This is a genomic window from Plastoroseomonas hellenica (genome assembly GCF_018129085.1).
Classification (GTDB): domain Bacteria; phylum Pseudomonadota; class Alphaproteobacteria; order Acetobacterales; family Acetobacteraceae; genus Plastoroseomonas; species Plastoroseomonas hellenica.
On sequence record NZ_JAAGBB010000013.1, the window covers coordinates 48,419 to 62,969 of the forward strand.

The following is a 14,551-nucleotide window of genomic DNA, read 5'->3' on the forward strand; positions in this document are numbered from 1 at the left end:
AAGGCGCGCCCATGGATGCCTTCCTGCGCGCCCTGGCGCTGGTCGCCGATCCCACCGTGCTGCTGACGGTGCTCGCGGCCTCCATCTTCGGCCTTATGGTGGGGTGCATCCCCGGGCTCACGGCGACCATGGCGACAGCGCTGCTGGTGCCCTTCGCCATGTTCCTCGACCCGGTCTCCGCCATCGCCTCCATCGTCGCGGCCACCGCCATGGCGATTTTTGCCGGCGACATCCCGGGGACGCTGCTCAGGCTCCCCGGCACGCCGGCCTCGGCCGCCTATGTGGATGAGAGCTACCGCCTGGCCAAGGCGGGCCGCGCCGGGGAGGTGCTGGGCCTGAACCTGGTCTTCTCCGCCGCCGGCGGCATCCTCGGCACGATCGTGCTGGTCGCCGCCGCCCCGCTCCTCGCGGATTACGCGCTGTCGCTGACCAGCTTCGAGTTCTTCTGGCTCTCGGTGCTCGGCCTCTCCTGCGCCGTCTTCACGGTCGGCGACAATATCGCCAAGGGGGCGGCCAGCCTGCTGCTCGGCCTGCTGCTGGCGACGGTCGGGCGCGACTACACCAGCGGCTGGCCGCGCTTCACCTTCGAGGAGCCGGACCTGCTGGACGGGCTGCCCTTTGTGCCCGCGCTGATCGGCCTTTTCGCGCTGCCGGAGATCCTGCGCACGGTGCGGGCGAGGCCCCAGGGCGATGTCGTCACCATGCGACAGGGCATGCGCATCTTCGCGGGGATGGGCCGGGCGCTGGTCCGCTGGTGGCCGAATTTCCTGCGCAGCGGCGCGATCGGCACCTTCGTCGGCGCGCTGCCGGGCGGCGGTGCCGATACCGCGGCCTGGACCGCCTATGCCGTCTCCCGCCGTGTGACCCGGGACCCGGAGGCCTGGGGCAAGGGTGAGAGCCTGGAGGGCATCATCGATGCCACCAGCGCCAACAACGCGTCACTGGCCGGCGCCTGGATCCCGGCGCTGGTCTTCGCGATCCCGGGCGACACCATCACGGCGATCGCGATCGGCGTGCTCTACCTGAAGAACGTCACGCCCGGGCCGAGCATCTTCCTGGAGAACGCGCATATCCTCTACGCGGTCTTCATTACCTTCTTCCTCGCCAACCTGTTGATGATCCCGCTCGGTTGGCTCGCGATCCGCGCGGCGGTGCCGATCCTGCGCATCCCCCGCCGCCTGCTGATGGCACCGCTCCTGATGTTCGCCTGCCTCGGCGCCTTCTCGGTGGAGAACAGCCTGTTCGGCATCGGCGTGATGCTGGGCTGCGGCCTGATCGGCTATTGGATGGAGGCGAACGGCTTTCCGGTCGGCCCCTGCGTGCTGGGGATGGTGATGGGGCGGCTGGTGGAGGAGAATCTAATGACCTCGCTCATCAAGGTGCAGGGCGACCTGACGCGGTTCTTCGAGCGGCCGGTCGCGACCGCGCTGGCCGTGGCGACGGTGCTGATCTGGCTGTGGCCCTTGCTGCAAAGGCTGCGGCGGCGGTGGGCCGCGGCGCAGTAGTCACCTCGCCTGTGCTATCGCGCCGGGCGCGCATCCTGCGGCCGGGTGCGCTCATCGGTGCGCGGCGTGTGCTCGAAGCCCGTCTGCATCGCCCAGACATTGCGCTGCAGATGGATCGGGATGATGGCCGCGTCCGCCATGGCGAGGCGCATCGCGCCCTGCAGCATCGCCTCGCGCCGGGCATCGTTCAGCTCGCGCACCGCGGCGCCGAGCTGCGCGTCGAAAGCCGGGTTGGCATAGCGCCCACGGTTCACCGACCCGGTGCCGAGCGCGCGGTCGAAGCTTGCCAGCACCGAGCGCATGCCGGCCGAGGGCTCGCCCGTCGAGCTCCCCCAGGAGACGAGGAAGGCCGAGAATTCCTGGCGGGAGGCGCGGCCGACGAAGCTCGCGAAGGGCGACACGTCGACCGTCGTGCGGATGCCAATGCGGGTCCACATCTGCGCCACCGCCTGGGTGATGCGGGCATCGTTCGGATAGCGGTCGTTCGGGCCGTGCAGCACCAGGCGGAAGCCGTCGGGGAAGCCGGCTTCCGCCAGCAGGCGGCGGGCCACGGCAATGTCGGGCGCCGGCGGCGGATGCAGCTCCGGCGCATGGCCGAAGGTGCCGGGCGGCATGAACTGGTTGATGGCGGTCGCCTGCCCCTCCATCACCCGCGCGACGATCGCGTTGCGGTCGACTGCCAGCGACAGCGCCTGCCGCACGCGCAGATCCTTCAGGGGATTGCGGTCCAGGGGCCGCCCGTCATTGTCCGTGATGAAGGGCGACGGCCCGGTGCGCATATGGTCGAAATGGAGATAGACGAGGCGCAGGCTGTCGATCTCCGACAGGCGAAGCCGCGGATCGCGGCGGATGCGCTCCAGATCCGCGGTCGGCACCTGGTCGATGATGTCGACGTCGCCGGCGAGCAGTGCCGCGGTGCGCGCCGCCGGGCTGGTGATCATCCGGTAATCGACGCGCTGCCAGGCCGGCGGTCCGCCCCAATAGGCGTCATTGCGTTCCAGCGTCACGCGGCTGCCCGGCTGGCTCGCGACCAGGCGGAAGGGGCCGGTGCCGATGGCGGCGCGGCCGGCGTTGAAATCCTCTGTCGTCGCATTGCCATGGATGCTGCGGCTGAGCATTGGCACCTGCGCCAGGTTCGGCGGCAGCAGCGGGTCCGGCCCGTTGGTGCGGAAGCGGATGGTGCGGGCATCCACCACCTCCACCGACCGGATGGACTGCGTGTAGGTCTGGAAGGAGCCGGGGCTGTTCAGGACGGTCGGGATCCGCGCCAGCGTGAAGGCCACGTCATCGGCGGTGAAGGGCGTGCCGTCCTGGAAGCGCAGGCCTTCGCGCAGACGGAATTCCCAGACATCCTCGCCGACCGGCCGCCAGCTCTCGGCCAGCGCCGCGACGGGCCGGGAATTCGGATCCATCTCCAGCAGGTTGTCGAAGACCATCGACGCGAAGGCGTTGTTCGGAGAGATGTTGTGGAAATGTGGGTCGAGCGCGGTGACCTGCGCGCCGACGCCCATCCGCAGCACCTGCGCCGAAGCCCCGGCCGCACCGTCGAGGACGGGAAGGGCGAACGCCAGCAGGGCCGGGATCCAGCCGCGCGCGATGCTCGTCATGCTCGCCTCCCCTAGTGTCGTTGCGTCGCGTCGTTTCAGCCGAGGCGGTAGGCGGCGCCGCAGCGGCCGCAGATGTCGCGGATATGCTGGGCGAGTGTCGCAGGAATCGGGATCCCTTCGCTGAGGCGGCGGATGCGTGCCGCCTCCTCCGGATCACCAGCGACCAGCACCCTCTCACCGGGTTGTGCCGCGGGCGTCGCGTGCAGCACGTCGATCGCGTCGTCCAGGTCGTTCTCGAACGCCCCCTCGTCGCGAAAGGCGCGCGGATCGATCGCCATGAAGAAATGGCCGATATCATCAGGCGCGCCGGGACGCTGCGTGCGATTGCGGATCGGCGAGAAGGAAGCGCCGACCAGCGTGCCGCCCAGGATATGCACCATCATGGCCAGGCCATAGCCCTTGTGGCTGCCCATGGCGGCGGTGCCGCCGAGCGGCGTGATCCCGCCATCCGGCCGCGCCGCAACCTGCTGATAGGCTTCATGCGGATCGGTGACGGCCCGGCCTGCGGCATCGACCACCCAGCCTTCCGGCACCGGCCGGTCGTTGAGGTGGTGGACCTTCACCTTGCCGGCCGCGACGGTCGTCGTCGCCATGTCCAGCACGAAGGGCAGGTTGCGCTTCGCGGGCGCGGCGAAGGCGAGCGGATTGGTGCCCAGCACCGGCTCGGCGCCACGCGTCGGCACCATGGTCACGCCGCGCGTCGCGCTGGTGACCAGGCCGATCGCACCCCGCCGCGCCGCGATGCGCGCATAGACGCCCGCCGCGCCGAAATGGTGGGAGTTGCGGACGCCGACCACGGCGAGGCCGACCGCCAGCGCCTTGTCCACCGCCATGTTCATGGCGAGTGTGGAGACCGGATGACCCAGGCCCGCGCCGGCATCCAGCAATGCCATGCAGGGCGTTTCCCGCACCACCTTCGGCTCTGCGGTGACGTTCAGCGCGCCCTCGCGCCAGCGCGTCTCATAGGTCATCAGCATCGAGATGCCGTGGGAGTCGACGCCGAGCAGATCGGTCTCGACCATCGCGTCCGTCGTCGTCTCGGCCAGCGCCGGCGTCATGCCCCAGGCGAGCAGGATGCCGAGGATCTGGGCGCGAACCGTCTCCGCGCTCACCAGCGAGACATCGGCCATGGCTCAGCCCTCCTCGGCGACGACCGGGTTGCGGAGCGTGCCGATGCCGGAGATCTCGACTTCCACCACGTCGCCAGGCTTCAGCCAGCCCGGTGGATCGCGATAGGAAGCGACCCCTTCCGGGGTGCCGGTCGCGATGACATCGCCCGGCGCCAGCGGCGTGATAGCGGAGACGTATTCGATCAAGGTCGGAATGTCGTAGATCAGGTCGCCCGTGCTGGCGCGCTGCACCTGCTGCCCATTGACGCGGGTGGTCAGCGTCAGCGCCGCGGGATCGGGGATCTCGTCCGCCGTCACCATCCAGGGGCCGAAGGGGCCGCTCGCGAAGAAATTCTTGCCGGAGGTGGTGGTGTGCTTTTGCCAGTCGCGCACGCTGCCGTCATTGAAGCAGGCATAGCCCGCGACATGCGACAGCGCCGCGGCCTTCGAGATGTGCCGGCCCGGCTTGCCGATGATGACCGCGAGCTCCCCCTCATAGTCGAAATGCGTGGAGACGCGCGGCCGCACCATCGCTGCGTCATGGCCGAGCAGCGTGTCGTTCCAGCGCGAGAAGACGCGTGGGAAGGCCGGCGCCTCGCGGCCGGCGCCGCCCTCGCTCACATGCGAGCGGTAGTTCAGCCCGATGCCGATGATCTTCGCCGCATCCGGCACCACTGGCAGGAAGGTCACCGCGGTGAGTGCGTGATCCGGCGCCTCGCCGGCGAAGGACCTCGCCGTATCGACGCCCTGCGCCAGCAGGCCGCGCAAGGTGCCGCCGAGGCGACGGCCGAGGTCGATGACGCCCTGGCCGGAGACCATCCCGAAGGAGGGGCCGGCGGGCGTGCTGAAGCTCATCAGGCGCATCGGTGCGATCCCCTGCTCATTCGGCGGCCGCTTGCGGGTGCAGCACATCCTGTTGGAAGGCGGGGTCGAAGATGCGGTCGGCCAGCACCTGGCAGCGCTTCATCAGCCGGTGCTCGGTCGGGCCGTAGTCCGGGATCGCGTTGTGCAGCGTGCCGATATTGTCCCAGACCATCAGGTCGCGCTCGGCCCAGACATGGGTGTAGAGGAAGCGCGCCTCGAGCTGATGCGCGAAAAGGATCTCCAGCACCCGGTCGCTCTCGGCCGCGTCGAGCTCGTTGATGCGGATCGCGTAGCCGGGGTTGCAGTAGAGCACGGTGCGCCCGGTGATCGGATGGGTCAGGAAGACGGGGTGGACCGATGGCGGCCGCTGGCGCCGCTGCTCCTCGGTCAGCGGTGGCCGGCCGCTGCCCTTGGCGCGCATGCCGTCCCAGAACTTGTTGAAGTCATGGGTCGCCGTCGCACCCTTGAGACGCTGTTTCAGGCCTTCGTCCAGCGCCTCATAGGCGGCGTGCATATTGGCGAAGACGGTGTTGCCCAGCACGCGGCCATCGCGCCGCGGCACCTTGTGGGCGTTCAGCACGTTCACGAAGCCCATGGTGTCGCGATAGGACATGTCGGTGTGCCAGTCCTGCCCGGCATCGGCGATGCCGATCGGCTGCCCGTCCTCGACGATGTTGGAGAGGATGCCGACCTCGGGCACCTCCGGGTCGTGGAACTTCTTGCTGATCGAGGCCTGGATGCTGCCGAAGCGGCGGGAGAAGTCGCGCAGCGCCGCGGGCTCCAGCAACTGGTCCGGGAAGCGCAGCACGCCGTAACGGCCGAGCGCCTGCAGGATGGCGGCGAAGTCGCCGGGTGGGATGGGTTTCGCAAGGTCGAGGCCGGTGATGGTGGCGCCCAGCACCTGGCCGGTCGGTTCGATGGTCAGCATTGGCAGCCTCCTCGCGGGTCGGAGGCACGCCGGGCCGATCCGCGACGGGCGGATGCCAAGGGACCTTTCCTCCGACATGGGATTATTCAAAATTCCCATATTGTGGGGAAATGCTAGAACGTGCCGCCTGTCCCCACAACCCCCGCCGAGGAGGCTCGATGCCCGACGCCAGCCGGCCCGCCCTTTGGCCCAGCCCGTTCCGTGTCGCGGTCGAGGCCCCGCCGGCGTCGCCGCGCGGCGACGGCAGCATCACCCGGCTGCTCGACATCCTCGACCTCTTCTCGGTCGAGTGTCCGGTGGTGCGGGTGGACGATGTGCAGGCGCGGCTCGGCTACACCAAATCCACGGCCTACCGGTATGTGAAGGCGCTCTGCGATGCGGGGCTGCTCGCGCCGGCGGCGACCGGGGCCTATTCCCTCGGCCCGCGCATCGTGGAGCTGGACCGGCTGATGCGATTGGCCGATCCGCTGCTGCAGGCGGGGGAGGCGGTGCTGCCCGCGCTCGCCGCAGCCGTGCCCAACAGCATGGTGCTGATCTGCAGCCTCTATCGCGACAAGGTGCTCTGCGTGCACAAGGAAGGGCCGGAGGCCATCGCGACGGAGGGCGGCGCCATCCGCATCCTGCGTGCCCGCGGTCTGCCGCTGCCGCTGTTCCAGGGCGCGGCCTCGCTCGTGATCCTCGCGCATCTGCCGCAGCACCGCACGCGCTCGCTGTTCCTGGCGCGGCAGGCGGAGATCGCCGCGGCCGGGCTGGGCGATGACTGGCCGGGGGTGCGCAGCCGCCTCGCCGCCATACGGCGGGACGGGCATGTCACGACTGTCGGCCGCTTCAACCGCCACCTCGCCGCCCTGTCGGTGCCGATCATCGCGCGCGACGGTGAGCGTGTGGTCGGCAGCCTTACCCGCATCATGGCCGCGCCGGAGTTCCTCGCCCTCTCCCATGACGCCTTGCTGGCGCAGCTCCGCGACGGTGCCGTCTCGACCGCCGCGAAGCTGTCCTAGGGGGAATGGCTATCGGCACTGGCCGCGCACCTGCCTCAGCGGAACGGCGGGCCGTAATGCAGCCCGCCATTGGAGACGACGTTGTTCTGGCCGCGCGGCAGGTTGATCGCGGTCGTCGGGCCGAAGTTCCGGTCATAGACCTCGCCATAGTTTCCGACCGCGGAGACGACGCGCACCACCCAGTCCCGCGGCAGCCCCAGCATGCTCCCGAGATCGTCTTCGGCGCCGAGCAGCCGGCGCACCGCGGGGTCGGTCGCGGTCCGCGCCACCTCCCGTGCATTGGCGGCGGTGACGCCGCGCTCCTCCGCCTCGAACAGCGCCCAGAGCGTCCAGCGCGCGATGGAGAACAGCTCCATGTCGCCGCGCGCGATCGCGGGGCCGTAGGGATCGCGGGAGATCACCTCCGGTAGCACCTGAAAGTCGCGGGGATTGGGCACCTGCACCGAGACCACGGCGGCAAGGTCGGAAGCACCGGCGGTGACGGCGTCGCAGCGGCCGGCCAGGAAGGCGTCGAGTGATTCCGCGAGGCGGTTGAAGAACAGCGGCCGGAAAGCCTTGCCGCGCGCCCGCAGATAATCGGCGACTTCCGGCATGTTGCTGCCGCCCTGGCTGCCGCAGATGGTGGCGCCGTCGAGCTGCTCCATCCGCTCGACGCCGGAGGCGCGGCGGACCATGACGCCGGTGCCGGTGTAGAAATTGACGCCGACGAAGACGATGCCGAGCGAGACGTCGCGGGAGAAGGTCATGACGCTGTCGCGGGCCAGCACATCGACCTCGCCCGCTTGCAGCGCGGTGAAGCGGGTCGAGAGGCTGAGCACGGTGTAGCGGACCTTGTCGGGGTCGCCGAGGATCGCGGTCGCCAGCGCCCGGCAGTAATCGACATCGATCCCGTGCCAGACGCCGCGGCTGTCGGGCAGGGAGAAGCCGGCGAGCGAGCCGCCGACGCCGCAGCGCAGGATGCCGTCGCGGCGGATGCGGTCCAGCACCGGGCCGGCTTCGGCCGGCGCCAGGCTGCAAGCGAGCAGGCCCAGCGCCGCCAGAAGCGGCCGCCAGGATCTCCGGAATGCAAGGCGCATGGATCTTCGTCTCCTGAACGGTGCCGCGTTGTCCCTGTTGTGTGTCTTGGTCTTGGCGCCGGCCCGGCGGCCGGCGCAGGTCAGGCTGTGACCTCTCGCACCACTTCCACCAGCCAGCCGGTGAGGAGATCGGTCTCCGCCGCGGTCATCGGCGTCGACAGCGCGCCGGAGGCGTTCGGCGTCAGCAGCGCGCCGCGCGCGAGCAGCGCCGCATGCACGGCGGCGATCGCGCCCTTCCCCGCCGGAATGGTGGCGACCGAGCGGTAGTCGCGGATCGGTGCGTCGGTCAGATGCAGGCGGAACAGCGCGCCCATGCCGGCGAGCTGCGCCTTGAGGCCGGCGGCCCGGAAAGCCGCGTTGGTCGCCTGCCGGAAATCGTCGCCGAGGGAAGAGAGCCGCGCCACGGCCGCCGTGTCATAGGCGGCGAGCGTCGCCATGCCGGCCGCCATGGTCAGCGGATTGGCCGAGAAGGTGCCGCCGAGTGCCACGCCCGGCCGCCCGCCGGTGTGGTCGTAGATCGCCATGCGCGCCGCCGGCCCGGCGACCGCGCCGGCCGGCAGCCCGCCGCCGATGATCTTGCCAAGCGCCACCAAGTCGGGTGTCACGCCGAACAGCGTATGCGCGCCGGCGTGGTGCATGCGGAAGGCGATCACCTCGTCGAAGATCAGCAGGATGCCGTCGCGCGCGCAGGCCTCCTGCACCACCGCAAGTAGCTCCGGCGAGGCCGGCATCATGCCGATGCGCGACGCGAGCGGGTCGAGCACGATGCCGGCGAGCCGGGTGCCCTTGCGGCGCAGGATGTCGGCGCAGCGCGCAGGATCGCCATAGGGCAGGATGACGGTGTCCGCCGCGACCGCAGCCGGCGTGCCTCGTGCGTAGGGTGTGGAGGCCGGGTCGCCATCCGGCCCGTCCCAGGCGCCGGGCGCGGATTCGTACCCGATCTCCATATGGTCATAGGCGCCGTGATAGGCGCCCTCGAACTTGGCGATGGCGCTGCGGCCGGTGATGGCGCGCGCGCCCTTGATCGCGAACATCACCGCCTCGGTCCCGGAATTGCAGAAGCGGATCTGCTCCAGATGCGGCGCCCGCGCGATGATCGCTTCCGCCAGGCCGTTCTCCTGCGGCGTCGGCAGGCCGAAGGCGGTGCCGAGCGCGGCTGCTTCCTGAATCGCTTTCACCACCGGCGGGAAGGCGTGGCCGTGGATCAACGAGAAGAAGTTGTTGGAGCAGTCCAGTAGTCGCCGGCCTTCCAAGTCGGTGACCCAGCAGCCCTCGCCCCGCGCCGCATAGGGCGGGTGCGGGGGAAACCAGCTCGAAGGTCGCATGCTGCCGCCGGGGATCACGGCCCGGGCCCGCTGGAATGCCGCGCCGGAGCGCGAGATCGGGGCGTCGAGCAGGCTGTCGTTGCGTCGGTCGGCGTCGGTCATGGGGATCTCTCGCTGCGCGGGCAGACTGGATCATATGATTCATATATCCGCAATACTGAATCAAATGATCCTGGCTGGCGCATGCCGCCCAAGCCTGCGATGGCTAAGACGATGTCCCATCCCGCCGATGCCCTGACCGAGCTGCTGCCCGAGCTTAGCGGTCCGACCGCCGCCGCCGCCCGCCACATCCTGGCCTTCCCGGAAGACGTCGCGGTCTTCTCGATGCGAGAGCTGGCGCGGCGCATGAAGGTGCCGCCGGTCACTCTGGTGCGGCTGGCGCAGCGCCTGGATTTCGCGGGTTACGACGCCTTCAAGCGCCGCTATGTGGAGATGGTGCGCCAGGCTGGCGCCGGCGGCGTGCGCGGCGTGGCGCATTCCCGCAACCTCGATGCGGCGCGCGCCGTGACCGCGGCGGCGGCGCAGCCGGCCGGTACCCAGGGTTTCGCCGCCGACGTGCTGGCCGCCGAGCAGGAGCTGCTGCGCCAGGTCTTCGCGGGGTTGTCGGCCACGGCGCTGGAGGAAGCGGCGGCGCTGCTCGCCGAAGCGCGCCGAGTCTTCGTGATCGGGCGGCGCACCGCCTTCGCACCGGCCTTCGCGCTCGCCTACGCGCTGCTCAAGGCACGGCCGGATGTGCTGCTGCTGCAGGACGTGGCCGGCGCGCCGGAGGCCGCGCTGGAAGATGCGGGCGAAGGCGATCTGCTGGTCGTCGTGACCTTCGCGCCGTTCAGCCGGCTGGCGCTCGGGCTTGCCAAGCAGGCGGCGGTGGGCGGCGCCCGCATCCTGGCGATCGCGGAGGCGCCGATCGCGCCGCTCCGCAAGCTGGCGGGACGGCTGGTCTTCGTGGCACCTAGCCGCAGCATCGCCTTCCCGGAATCGGCGACCGGCGCGCTCGCCATCGCCAATCTGCTGGTCGCGCTGACGGTGGCGCGGCTCGGCGAAGCCGCCACCCGACGCATCGCCGCCAATGAGCGGCGGATCGTCGCCAGTGGCGAATACCTGCTCGCCGGACCAGCGCCGGGCTGAACGGCGGCACCGGATCCGGTCAGCGCGTCTCCGCCAGGATGGCGTCGGAGATCTTCTCGGCCGTCATCAGGGTCGGGAAGTTGGTGTTGGCGCAAGGCACCACCGGGAAGATGGAGGCATCGACCACCCTGAGTCCCTCCACCCCGCGCACGCGGCCAACCGGGTCGACCACGGCCATTGGATCATCCTCCGCGCCCATGCGGCAGGAGCAGGAGGCATGCCAGACACCGATCGTCGCCTTGCGCACGAAGGCCTCCAGCGCGTCGTCATCGGTCATCACCTGCTCGAATCGGAAGCCTTCGACCACGTAGCGGTCGATCAGCGCGCGCCGCAGCGCGGCAGGCCCGTCGAGAAGCTTGGAGAAGATCGCCGTCAGGATGCGGTTCTTCGTGTTCACGACGCCGATCTTTCGCACCCGGTCGCTGTAGCTCGCGGGAAAGAGGTCGCTGGTCACGGCGCGGAGCGGTTCGCTCATCTGGAAGGCAGCGGCCATGCGGAACCCGGTCATCAGCCGCTCGAGGTCGCGCCGGTCGGAGAGCAGGTTGAACTCCACCACCGGATGCTGCCGCCAGTCGCGGGAGGCGAGCCGGACCTGGCCGGCTTCCGAATGGGTCTTGTTCACCCAGGTCAGCATGGAGCCGATCTGCTCGCCGACCGCGTGCCAGGCGGATTTGCTGATCGCCGCCATGAACATGTCGCCCGCGGGCGTCTCCGGCAGGCCGGAGGAATAGCGCAGCCCGACCAGGATGTGCCGGCGCGTCTTGCGGTTGTCGAGCCGCGCCTGCGGCCGGACGAAGGAGGAGAGCGAGATGGAAGGATGGTCCATCAGCCGCTGCCCGACGCCCGCCAGATTGGCCAGCACCGGAATACCCAGCTCCTTCAGATGCGCCGCCGGCCCGATGCCGGCGCGCATGAGATGGGCGGGGCTGTGGATAGCGCCGGTCGAGAGGATGATCTCCCGGCCGCGGAACTCCTGCTCCTGGCCCTTCACCAGGGCCCGGACGCCGACGCAGCGCGTGCCTTCGAAGATCAGGGACGCCACCTGGGTCTCGGTGGAGAGGGTGAGGTTGGCGCGCTGCCGCGTCTCGGGGTCGAGGTAGCCGATCGCGGCGGAAACGCGCTGATCCTCGCCATTGGAGATGGTGATCGGGAAATAGCCGTCGGCGAAAGCGCCATTCTGGTCGGGCAGATAGGTGTGGCCGGCCTGTCGGAAGGCTTCCGCCGCCGCGCGGGCGTGCTCGGGCCAGAGCTCCGGCTTCACGCGCCGCACTGGGATGCGGCCCTGCCTTCCGTGCCATTCATCATCGAAGTCGAGATCCCGCTCGACCTTCCGGAAATAGGGCAGCACCGCGTCCCAGCCCCATCCGGCGGCGCCGCGCGCTTCCCATTCCGCATAGTCGGTCGGCGCGCCGCGATTCGCGAGCTGGCCGTTGATGGAGGAGCCGCCGCCCAGCACGCGCGCCTGTTCGTATTTGCGCAGCGGCGGGCGGTCGGTGCCGGGGTTGTTGTGGGAGACGACCTGGGTATGGACCTTCAGCTCGGTCCAATGGAAGCGCGGGTCGAAATAGGCGGTGCCCGGATAGCTGTCGAGGATCTCGCCCGGCACCTGGCCCGCCGGCGTGTCCTGGCCGGCCTCGCAGAGCAGCACCTTGTTGGCGCCGCGCGCCGAGAGCCGATGCGCCAGCACGGAGCCGGCGGAACCGCCGCCCACGATGATGAAGTCGTACAAATCGGTTTCCCCCACTCGGATCGATCGTTCTTGGCCCCGCATGCGGGGCAGGTGCGACGATGCACGAAAACCGGCATCGCGGGCGTGGCCCAATGGCATTCGCGTGATGACGCGCGTCATCCATCGCCACCGGTAACCGGGTCCCTATCCCCCCAGCCAGGCGCGGATCTCCGCGCTGTGCTCGTCGAGGTCGGGCGCCCTGCGGCGCAGCGCGGCCGGTGTCGCGCCGAGCCTGAGTGGCGATGCCAGGGTGCGGGTCGGCCCACGCCCGGCATCCGCGATTTCGGCTGTCACGCCGCGCGCCACGGCCTGGGGATGCGCGAGCGCCTCGTCATAGGCGAGCACCGGCTCCGCCGGGATGCCGGCCGCACCGAGGCGCTCCAGCCAATGTGCGCTGCTCTCCCGATCCAGCGCGGCCTGCAGCAGCGGCACCAGCGCGTCGTTGTTCCGTACGCGGTCGGCATTGGTGGCGAAGCGCGGATCGCCCGGCAGGTCGGGGCGGCCGATCACGTCGCACAGCATTCGCCAGAACGCATCCTTGTTGGCGCCGATGGTGATCCAGCCATCCCGGGTCCGGAATGCGCGATAGGGTGAATTCCCCCGGTGGAGCTGCCCCATCCGCTCGGGGCGCGTGCCCTGGCTGAGCACATGCGCGGCCTCGTAGACGCCGAGCGCGAGGCCTGCTTCGAACAGCGACTGGTCGATCTGCTGCCCTTCGCCGGTCTTCTCCCGCGCCAGCAGCGCGGCGAGTACCGCGCTCATGGTGAACATGCCGGCCGCGAGGTCGGTGATGGCGATCGGCAGCCGGTACGGCTCGCCATCCGGCGGGCCATTGCCGGCCATCAGCCCCGACATGCCCTGCGCCATCATGTCGAAGCCGCCATGCTGCGCCCAGGGTCCGGTCTGGCCGAAGCCGGAGATGGAGGCGAGGACGAGGCGCGGATTGGCGGCATGCAGCGCCGGCCATCCGAAGCCGGCCCGGGCCAGCGCGCCGGGGCGGAAATTCTCCACCAGCACATCGGCGCGGCCGACCAGGCGCCACAGTAGCGCCGCGTCGGCGGGGGACTTCAGGTCGAGCGCGATGCTGCGCTTGTTCCGGTTCCACAGCGCGAAGGGCTGGCTGCGCTCTTCCACGAAGGGCGGCATCCGGCGGGCCTCATCACCCTCCGGGCGCTCCACCTTGATCACCTCGGCGCCGAGGTCGCCCAGCATCATCGTGCAGTAGGGGCCGGAGAGGAAGGTCGTCAGGTCGAGGACGAGCAGGCCGTCCAGGGCAAGCGGCGCGCTCATTCGGGGCGCAGCCCGGCATCAGCAGCGACGCGCGTCAACAGCGCCCGCTGGTCAGCGAGGAAGCGGGCGAATTCCACGCGCGGCAGGAAGGCCGCCTCCATGCCGAGCGTCGCGAGGCGCGCCTGGATGTCGGGCCGTGCCAGCGTGCGCGCCGTCGCGTCCTGCACGCGTTCCAGGATCGCAGGCGGCGTGCCGGCGGGTGCCCAGAGCCCGATCCATTCCACCAGCTCGAAGCCCGGCAGCGCGGCTTCGGCGACCGTCGGCACATCCGGCAGTGCGGCCATGCGCGACGTGGAGGAAACGGCGAGCGCGCGGAGCTGCCGCCCCTGCACCAGCCCGACCGCGGATGGCGCGGTCGCGAAGTTGAATTGGGTATCGCCCGTCAGGACCGCCTGCGCGCCCTGGCTGCCGCCACGATAGGGCGCGTGCGTGGACTCGATCCCCGCCTGCTGGACGAAGAGGAAGCCCGAGAGATGGGAGGCAGTGCCGACGCCGGCGCTCGCCCAGGTGACGCGGCCGCCCTGGCCGCGCGCCCAGGCGATGAAGCGTGGAAGATCGGATGCGCCTTCATTGGCCGAGACCACCATGATGAGCGGCATCACCGACATGCGGGTGATCGGCGCGAAGTCGCGCTCATAGGCGAAGGGCAGGTTCCGCACCAGCACGTGGTTCAGCGCATGCGCGGACGGGTCGGCGAGCAGCGTGTAGCCGTCCGGGCGCGCCTGCGCGACGATCGCGGCGCCGATGGTGCCGGCGCCGCCGGTGCGGTTCTCGATTACGAAAGGCTGGCCGAGCAATTCGCCCATCGGCCCGGCCAGCACGCGCACCGTCGCATCCGTGCCGCCGCCCGGCGCATAGGGAATGACCAGGCGGATCGGCCGGTCCGGATAGGCCGGCGCCTGCGCTCGCGCCGGGACGCCAGTGCCGATGATCAGCGCGGCCCCGGCCAGGCCGTGAAGGAGTCTTCTTCTCATTCTTGGTTCCCTCCCTTG

12 protein-coding genes are annotated in these 14,551 nt (G+C 70.2%); 3 read left to right on the top strand and 9 right to left on the bottom strand.

Annotation, left to right across the window (positions count from 1 at the left end):
- Positions 1-11: 11 nt before the first annotated feature.
- A complete protein-coding gene (locus tag GXW71_RS12465; protein ID WP_211852841.1) occupies positions 12-1,505 on the top strand; it encodes a tripartite tricarboxylate transporter permease in 1,494 nt (497 codons plus the stop codon).
- 14 nt (positions 1,506-1,519) lie between these two features.
- Here GXW71_RS12465 and GXW71_RS12470 read toward each other — a convergent pair whose 3' ends face one another.
- From GXW71_RS12470 to GXW71_RS12485, 4 genes are read right to left on the bottom strand one after another with little or no spacing between them, the layout of a single operon-like run.
- On the bottom strand, positions 1,520-3,112 hold the full coding sequence (locus GXW71_RS12470) for an ABC transporter substrate-binding protein (RefSeq protein ID WP_211852842.1): 1,593 nt from the start codon (positions 3,110-3,112) through the stop codon (positions 1,520-1,522).
- A gap of 35 nt (positions 3,113-3,147) precedes the next feature.
- On the bottom strand, positions 3,148-4,242 hold the full coding sequence (locus GXW71_RS12475) for an Ldh family oxidoreductase (RefSeq protein ID WP_211852843.1): 1,095 nt from the start codon (positions 4,240-4,242) through the stop codon (positions 3,148-3,150).
- 3 nt (positions 4,243-4,245) lie between these two features.
- Entirely contained in the window at positions 4,246-5,085 is an 840-nt protein-coding gene (locus GXW71_RS12480) for a fumarylacetoacetate hydrolase family protein (RefSeq protein ID WP_211852844.1), read from the bottom strand.
- Positions 5,086-5,101: 16 nt separating this feature from the next.
- Positions 5,102-6,013 carry a TauD/TfdA dioxygenase family protein gene (locus GXW71_RS12485; protein ID WP_211852845.1) on the bottom strand — a complete coding sequence of 304 codons (912 nt, stop codon included), beginning with the start codon at positions 6,011-6,013 and terminating at the stop codon, positions 5,102-5,104.
- Between the two features lie 158 nt (positions 6,014-6,171).
- Between GXW71_RS12485 and GXW71_RS12490 the strand changes: the two genes are divergently transcribed.
- On the top strand, positions 6,172-7,014 hold the full coding sequence (locus GXW71_RS12490) for an IclR family transcriptional regulator (protein ID WP_211852846.1): 843 nt from the start codon (positions 6,172-6,174) through the stop codon (positions 7,012-7,014).
- A 35-nt stretch (positions 7,015-7,049) separates the two neighbouring features.
- Here the strand turns inward: GXW71_RS12490 and GXW71_RS12495 are convergent, their stop codons facing one another.
- Complete coding sequence (locus GXW71_RS12495; RefSeq protein ID WP_211852847.1) at positions 7,050-8,090, bottom strand: amino acid ABC transporter substrate-binding protein; 1,041 nt, start codon at positions 8,088-8,090, stop codon at positions 7,050-7,052.
- An 80-nt stretch (positions 8,091-8,170) separates the two neighbouring features.
- Positions 8,171-9,517: an aspartate aminotransferase family protein gene (locus GXW71_RS12500; protein WP_211852848.1), complete on the bottom strand. Its 1,347-nt coding sequence runs from the start codon at positions 9,515-9,517 to the stop codon at positions 8,171-8,173.
- Positions 9,518-9,628: 111 nt separating this feature from the next.
- Here GXW71_RS12500 and GXW71_RS12505 point away from each other — a divergent pair, with 111 nt between their 5' ends.
- Positions 9,629-10,540, top strand: a complete 912-nt coding sequence (locus GXW71_RS12505) for a MurR/RpiR family transcriptional regulator (RefSeq protein WP_211852849.1) — start codon at positions 9,629-9,631, stop codon at positions 10,538-10,540.
- 19 nt (positions 10,541-10,559) lie between these two features.
- On the opposite strand, the gene GXW71_RS12510 is transcribed toward GXW71_RS12505, so the two are convergent.
- The 3 genes from GXW71_RS12510 to GXW71_RS12520 all read right to left on the bottom strand — a co-directional run bounded on the left by GXW71_RS12510 (position 10,560) and on the right by GXW71_RS12520 (position 14,533).
- Positions 10,560-12,269, bottom strand: a complete 1,710-nt coding sequence (locus GXW71_RS12510) for a GMC family oxidoreductase (protein WP_211852850.1) — start codon at positions 12,267-12,269, stop codon at positions 10,560-10,562.
- A 144-nt stretch (positions 12,270-12,413) separates the two neighbouring features.
- Entirely contained in the window at positions 12,414-13,559 is a 1,146-nt protein-coding gene (locus tag GXW71_RS12515) for a CaiB/BaiF CoA transferase family protein (RefSeq protein WP_211852851.1), read from the bottom strand.
- Positions 13,556-14,533: a Bug family tripartite tricarboxylate transporter substrate binding protein gene (locus GXW71_RS12520; protein WP_211852852.1), complete on the bottom strand. Its 978-nt coding sequence runs from the start codon at positions 14,531-14,533 to the stop codon at positions 13,556-13,558. The genes GXW71_RS12515 and GXW71_RS12520 overlap by 4 nt, the downstream gene beginning before the upstream one ends.
- Positions 14,534-14,551 lie beyond the last annotated feature (18 nt).

What these genes read in the sequence shown, in the direction of transcription:
- GXW71_RS12485 (WP_211852845.1), bottom strand. Translation starts at nt 6,013, where the DNA reads ATGCTGACCATCGAACCGACCGGCCAGGTGCTGGGCGCCACCATCACC.
- GXW71_RS12470 (WP_211852842.1), bottom strand. Translation starts at nt 3,112, where the DNA reads ATGACGAGCATCGCGCGCGGCTGGATCCCGGCCCTGCTGGCGTTCGCC.
- GXW71_RS12480 (WP_211852844.1), bottom strand. Translation starts at nt 5,085, where the DNA reads ATGCGCCTGATGAGCTTCAGCACGCCCGCCGGCCCCTCCTTCGGGATG.
- GXW71_RS12520 (WP_211852852.1), bottom strand. Translation starts at nt 14,533, where the DNA reads ATGAGAAGAAGACTCCTTCACGGCCTGGCCGGGGCCGCGCTGATCATC.
- GXW71_RS12500 (WP_211852848.1), bottom strand. Translation starts at nt 9,517, where the DNA reads ATGACCGACGCCGACCGACGCAACGACAGCCTGCTCGACGCCCCGATC.
- GXW71_RS12505 (WP_211852849.1), top strand. Translation starts at nt 9,629, where the DNA reads ATGTCCCATCCCGCCGATGCCCTGACCGAGCTGCTGCCCGAGCTTAGC.
- GXW71_RS12515 (WP_211852851.1), bottom strand. Translation starts at nt 13,559, where the DNA reads ATGAGCGCGCCGCTTGCCCTGGACGGCCTGCTCGTCCTCGACCTGACG.
- GXW71_RS12495 (WP_211852847.1), bottom strand. Translation starts at nt 8,090, where the DNA reads ATGCGCCTTGCATTCCGGAGATCCTGGCGGCCGCTTCTGGCGGCGCTG.
- GXW71_RS12465 (WP_211852841.1), top strand. Translation starts at nt 12, where the DNA reads ATGGATGCCTTCCTGCGCGCCCTGGCGCTGGTCGCCGATCCCACCGTG.
- GXW71_RS12490 (WP_211852846.1), top strand. Translation starts at nt 6,172, where the DNA reads ATGCCCGACGCCAGCCGGCCCGCCCTTTGGCCCAGCCCGTTCCGTGTC.
- GXW71_RS12475 (WP_211852843.1), bottom strand. Translation starts at nt 4,242, where the DNA reads ATGGCCGATGTCTCGCTGGTGAGCGCGGAGACGGTTCGCGCCCAGATC.